Consider the following 3,919-nt stretch of genomic DNA (forward strand, 5'->3'; position numbering starts at 1 on the left):
CCCGTGGCTTCAGACAGGCAGGCGCACCGTGGCGCGCAGGCCTCCCAGCGGCGAGTCGCTCAGGATGATGTCGCCGCCATGGGCGCGGGCGATATCGCGGGCGATGGCGAGACCGAGGCCGGTGCCGCCGCCATCGACATTGCGGGCTTCGTCGAGGCGGAAGAAGGGGCGGAAGACCTCCTCGCGCTGGTCCGGAGGGATGCCGGGGCCGTCGTCATCGACCATCACGATGAGGTAGCGCGCATCGTGTGTGGCGCGGATGGCGATGCGGTCGCCGTAGCGTGCTGCATTGGAAACGAGGTTGGTCAGCAGGCGGCGGAAGGCGTCCGGTCGGATCACCACCAGCGGGTCGCCCACCACTTCGAGCCCGGTCTGGTGGCCCTGGCGTTCGGCGTCCGACTTGAGGTCTTCCAGCAGGGCGCGGATATCGGTCTCGACCGCGGTCTCGCCGGCGTCGCCGCGCGCGAAGGCGAGATAATCCTCCAGCATGCGGCTCATCTCGTCGACGTCCTTCTCGAGCGCCTCGATCTCGGAGGTGCGCTCCATCAGGGCGAGCGAGAGCCGGAAGCGGGTCAAGATGGTGCGCAGGTCATGGCTGACGCCGTTCAGCATCGTCGTGCGCTCGCCGATCGAGCGCTCGACGCGCCGCTTCATCTCGATGAAGGCATTGCCGGCGCGGCGGACCTCGCGAGCGCCGCGCGGCCGGAAATCGGCGTCGCGCCCCTTGCCGAAGGCTTCCGCTGCATCGGCCAGTTTCAGGATGGGGCGGATCTGGTTGCGCAGGAAGAGCACCGCGATGGTCAGAAGGATCAGCGAGGTGCCGATCATCCAGAGCAGGAAGATATGGCTGTTCGAGGCATAGGCCGAGTTGCGCCGGGTCAGGATTCGCATCACGTCCTTGCCGAGCTTGATGCGGATCTCGATCAGGCTCGAGCGGCCGACGGTATCGAGCCAGAACGGGCGGGCGACCTGCTGGCTGAGCTCGGTCGAAAGCGCGCTGTCGAGCAGGGAGAAGAAGGGGCGCGGTCCTGGTGCCGGCAGGTCGGAATCGGGAATGATGTCGAGGTCCATGCCGAGCCGCTCGGCCGCGATGCGCGACAGCGTCGTGGTGTCGGCATCCTGCGGATAGCTCTCATAGACGTCGATCAGCATGGCGATATCGGCCGAGACGGCCGAGGACAGCCGCTGCGTCACCGTTTGCCAGTGCCGCTCCATGAAGACATAGGCGATGACCGACTGGAGCAGCACCACCGGCGCGATGACGATGACGAGGGCGCGCGGATAGAGCCCCTTCGGCATGTAGCGCGCGACGACCTGCAGGGGCCGGCCGATACTCCTGAGCGCCGGGCGCAGGAACTTGCCGATCTGGCTGCAGGCCATTTCGAACCAGGCGAGGACAGGGCGCAGCAAGGCCACGGCCGAGCGCAGCGCCGATTGCCCCTTCCTGCCGTGTTGAAGCGGGGTCACGTCCTGTCCGTCACGAGCCTGTAGCCGACGCCACGCACGGTCTGGAGATAGAGCGGATCGGTCTGGTCGCGCTCGATCTTGCGGCGCAGCCGGTTCATCTGCACGTCGACCGTGCGGTCGTTCGCGGCCGAACCCTGTGCGGCGAGTTCCTCGCGCGACACGACCTCGCCGGCGCGCTCGGCGAGCGCGGTCAGGATTTCGCGCTCGCGCTCGGTCAGTCGGATGGTCTCGTCGCCCTTGCGCAACTCGCCCCGGGTCAATCCGTAGATGAAGGGTCCGAAGCGGACGAAGTCGGGACGCGTTCCAGACTGGGCGGCCTCGACCACGACGGTACGCTTCAGGACGTTGCCGAGGCGCAGGAGCAGCTCGCGCGGCTCGAACGGTTTGGCGAGATAATCGTCCACGCCGATCTCGAGCCCGTTGATGCGGTCCTTGCCGTCCGCGCGGGCCGTGAGCATCAGGATCGGCACGGCGGAGCCACCGCGGAAGCGGCGGGCGAAGTCGAAGCCGTTCTCGCCGGGCATCATCACGTCGAGCACGATCGCATCGAAGACGAGGTTGCCGAGACGCGTATCGGCCTCGGCAGCATTGGCCGCCGTCGTGACCCGGTAGCCATTGTCGCCAAGGAAGCGGGCAAGCAGGTCGCGCAGGCGGCGGTCGTCATCGACGACGAGGATATGAGGAGCCTCGTCGGGCAGCGGCTTGCGGGCCGGTTTTGCTACGGTCTCGCTGACGATCATGCTTGCGCGTTCCTCCTCGTGCTCGCCTGACAGGAGCGGCCAGTGGACCCGGGTCCCATAGCACAATGCGCGCAGCAGGTCGCCGTCAGGGCTTTGCGAGCAGACGCTCGACCTTCGGCCGTTCCGCATTGTCGATCAGGGCGGACAGGTATTGCGCGGCGATTGCAGCAGCTTCGGGGCCGACGCCGTCGAGCGCCCGGTTGATGCGCTTGGCCTGGAGGCGCACGAGCCGCAGGGCAAGGTCCTGGCCGGCCGCAGTCGTGTGAAGATGGCGCTGGCGCTTGTCCTGACGGCCGGTGCGCTGCTCGATATAGCCTTTCTCGACCAGTTCCTTGAGCACGCGGTTGAGGCTCTGCTTGGTGATCTGGAGGATGTCGAGCAGCTCGGCGATGGTCAGCCCGGGGCACCGCTGGACGAAGTGGAGGACGCGGTGATGCGCCCGGCCGAAGCCGTAGTCGGCGAGGATGCGATCGGGATCGCCGACGAAATCGCGATAGGCGAAGAACAGCAGCTCGATCAGGTCGTGAGGAACGGCCTCGGACGAAGGCTTCAGGGGGGCGTCGTCGGGGCGGGGTTCGGACAGTGACAAAATGTGCTTCCAAAAATTTGGGTCAGCGTTATTGACATATCTCAGACGGAAGATTACCGGTCAAGGGCGCTGAGCGAACGATTATTTCAAAGCGTTTCGTCGCAGCGCAGCTTTAGACCCAAGCTTGCGTTCCCAAATTGGCTATGCCGGAGTTCGGGAACAACAAGCACCCAGGAGAAGGTCCCATGTCAGTCATTCCTTTCGACCAGCGCGACGGCGTCATCTGGTTCGACGGCAAGCTCGTGCCGTGGAAGGACGCCAAGATTCACGTACTGACCCACGGACTGCACTACGGCTCCTGCGTGTTCGAGGGCGAGCGCGCCTATGACGGCGTCATCTACAAATGTGCCGAGCATTCCCAGCGCTTCCACAAGTCGGCCGAAATCATGGATTTCACGATCCCCTATTCGGTCGCGGAGCTCGACGATGCGAAGTATCTCTGCCTGAAGGAAAACGGTTTGAAGGACGCCTATCTGCGCCCGGTCGCCTGGCGTGGCTCCGAGATGATGGCGGTCTCCGGCATGAACAACAAGATCCACACGGCGATCGCGGTGTGGGAGTGGCCGAGCATGTTCGACATGGCGCAGAAGCTGAAGGGCGTGCGCCTCGACGTCGCCGATTATCGCCGGCCCGACCCGGCCTGCGCCCCGGTCCATGCCAAGGCGGCGGGTCTCTACATGATCTGCTCGCTGTCGAAGCATAAGGCCGAGCGTGCCGGCTACGCCGATGCGATGATGCTCGACTGGGAAGGCAATGTCGCCGAATGCACCGGCGCCAACATCTTCTTCATCAAGGACGGGGTGGTCCACACTCCGCAGGCCGACCGCTTCCTGAACGGCATCACCCGCCAGTCGGTGATCGATCTGTGCAAGCAGCGCGGGTTCGAGGTGGTCGAGCGGCGCATCCGTCCGGAGGAGCTCGAGGGCTTCAACGAGTGCTTCATCACCGGCTCCGCTGCCGAGGTGACGCTCGTCTCCGAGATCGGCCCGTACAACTTCATCACCGGCAACATGGGCAAGGTGATCATGGAAGATTATTCGGCCGCGGTGCGCCCGCAGTCGAAGGCGGCCTGAGACACCAGCGTCAGGCCCGGGCCTGTCCCGGACCTTTCGGATGTCGGTGA

General features: G+C 65.3%; 4 protein-coding genes. 1 reads left to right on the forward strand and 3 read right to left on the reverse strand.

From position 1 onward, the window contains the following. Positions 1-9: 9 nt before the first annotated feature. The 3 genes from ACIPIA_RS11805 to ACIPIA_RS11815 form a co-directional block, all read right to left on the reverse strand. Positions 10-1,380 carry an ATP-binding protein gene (locus tag ACIPIA_RS11805; protein WP_400509706.1) on the reverse strand — a complete coding sequence of 457 codons (1,371 nt, stop codon included), beginning with the start codon at positions 1,378-1,380 and terminating at the stop codon, positions 10-12. 83 nt (positions 1,381-1,463) lie between these two features. Then, positions 1,464-2,207 (reverse strand): response regulator, encoded by a 744-nt coding sequence (locus tag ACIPIA_RS11810; RefSeq protein ID WP_400509700.1) that lies wholly within the window; start codon positions 2,205-2,207, stop codon positions 1,464-1,466. Between the two features lie 85 nt (positions 2,208-2,292). Continuing rightward, a complete protein-coding gene (locus ACIPIA_RS11815) occupies positions 2,293-2,796 on the reverse strand; it encodes a MarR family winged helix-turn-helix transcriptional regulator (RefSeq protein ID WP_400509702.1) in 504 nt (167 codons plus the stop codon). A 185-nt stretch (positions 2,797-2,981) separates the two neighbouring features. Between ACIPIA_RS11815 and ACIPIA_RS11820 the strand changes: the two genes are divergently transcribed. Beyond that, positions 2,982-3,869 carry a branched-chain amino acid aminotransferase gene (locus ACIPIA_RS11820; RefSeq protein ID WP_400509704.1) on the forward strand — a complete coding sequence of 296 codons (888 nt, stop codon included), beginning with the start codon at positions 2,982-2,984 and terminating at the stop codon, positions 3,867-3,869. Positions 3,870-3,919 lie beyond the last annotated feature (50 nt).

It is taken from the genome of Allobosea sp. CER48, from assembly GCF_044752385.1.
In the GTDB taxonomy this organism is placed as follows: Bacteria; Pseudomonadota; Alphaproteobacteria; order Rhizobiales; family Beijerinckiaceae; genus Allobosea.